The following is a 1,743-nucleotide window of genomic DNA, read 5'->3' as shown; positions in this document are numbered from 1 at the left end:
GGCATGGCGACCTATATCGAGGCCTGTGCCTTTCCGGGCTCCGAACCGGCCTTCGTCGAACTCAACGGCGATGGCACGGTGACGCTGAAGATCGGCACCCAGACCAACGGGCAGGGGCATGCCACCGCCTATGCGCAGTTCCTGTCGGAAAAGCTCAATCTCGACATCGACAAGATCCATGTCCGCCAGGGCGATACCGATGAATTGAAAGCCGGCGGCGGCACCGGCGGCTCGCGCTCCATACCGCTGGGGGGTGTATCGGCTTCCCGCGCGGGCGAGGATCTGGCCAACAAGATCAAGCGCATCGCCGCCGACGAGCTTGAAGCCTCGGCCGGCGACATTGAGCTGTCTGATGGTGTTGCCCGCATCGTCGGCACCGATCGCTCGATCGATTTTTCCGCCATCGCCAAGGCCGCCAAGACGCCGGATGATCTCAAGGGCTTTGGCGAGTTCGTGCAGGACGAATGCACCTATCCCAACGGCACTCATATCTGCGAGGTCGAGATCGATCCCGACACCGGCGCGACCGAGATCGTCCGCTACACCATCGTCGACGATTTCGGCGTCACCGTGAACCCGATCCTGCTCGCCGGCCAGGTGCATGGCGGCGTCGTGCAAGGCATCGGCCAGGCACTGACCGAGGACACCATCTATGGCGAGGACGGACAGCTTTTGACGGCGAGCTTCATGGATTACGCCATGCCGCGCGCCGACAATTTCCCGTTCTTCCATTTCGAGACCCGCAACGTGCCTTCGACCACCAATGCACTCGGCATCAAGGGCGCGGGCGAGGCCGGCACCATCGGCTCGACCCCGGCGGCGCTCAATGCGGTGACCGACGCGCTCTGGCGCGCTTATGGCGTCAAGCACATCGACATGCCGGCAACGCCGGCGCGTATCTGGGCGACCATCCGAGAAGCGTCGGGAGCGTGACAGCAGGCCCCGGCAGCCCCCCGGCCACAGCCAGCGGTGATGCCGGCGGGCACGACACGCTAACCGGCATCATGTTCAAGATCGTGTCGGTGGCGGTCTTCGTCGGCATGCAGACCTGCATCAAAGCCGCAGGCACGGTTCCGGCCGGCCAGATTGTCTTCTTCCGCTCTTTCTTCGCTATTTTCCCGATCATCGCCTTCCTGGCCTTCAGGAAAGAACTCGGCACTGCCTTCACCACCAAGCGTCCGTTCAACCACATCGCCCGCGGCCTGGTCGGCGTCTGCGCCATGGGGCTCGGCTTTTTTGCGTTGACCCGGCTGCCGCTGCCAGAAGCGATCACGCTGAACTACGCGCAGCCGCTGCTGGTGGTGGTGTTCAGCTCCATCTTCCTCGGCGAGGCCATCCGTGTCTATCGCTGGAGTGCGGTCGCGGTCGGCCTGGTCGGCGTGCTGATCATCTCCTGGCCGGAACTGACGCTGCTGAGTTCCGACGAGGCGCTCGACGATCAGGAAGTGCTTGGCGTCATCGCCGCTCTTGTCGCCGCGGCGATCTCGGCCGTCGCCATGCTCTTGGTGCGCAATCTCGTTCAAAGCGAGCGCACAGCGACCATCGTGCTGTGGTTTTCGGTGACGGCGAGCGTCATGTCGCTGCTGTCGCTGCCATTCGGCTGGCAGGCGCTGACGCCGCTCCAGGCGGCTCTTCTTGTTGCCGCCGGCTTCTGCGGCGGTCTCGGCCAGATCCTGATGACGGCGGCCTATCGCCATGCCGAGGCCTCGGTGGTGGCGCCGTTCGAATATACGTCGATGATCC

General features: G+C 64.1%; 2 protein-coding genes. Both read left to right on the top strand.

The genetic code is table 11. The annotated features are described in order from the left end of the window. Positions 1–933, top strand: a 933-nt coding sequence (locus EN939_RS32890; RefSeq protein ID WP_164751453.1) for a xanthine dehydrogenase family protein molybdopterin-binding subunit, incomplete at its 5' end; no start/stop codon positions are given. Further along, positions 930–1,743, top strand: an 814-nt coding sequence (locus EN939_RS32885) for a DMT family transporter (RefSeq protein WP_164751452.1), incomplete at its 3' end; no start/stop codon positions are given. The genes EN939_RS32890 and EN939_RS32885, both read left to right, overlap by 4 nt.

The organism is Mesorhizobium sp. M7A.F.Ca.CA.002.05.1.1 (genome assembly GCF_003998335.1).
Lineage (GTDB): Bacteria > Pseudomonadota > Alphaproteobacteria > Rhizobiales > Rhizobiaceae > Mesorhizobium.
This window is presented reverse-complemented; position numbering and strand designations above follow the sequence as displayed.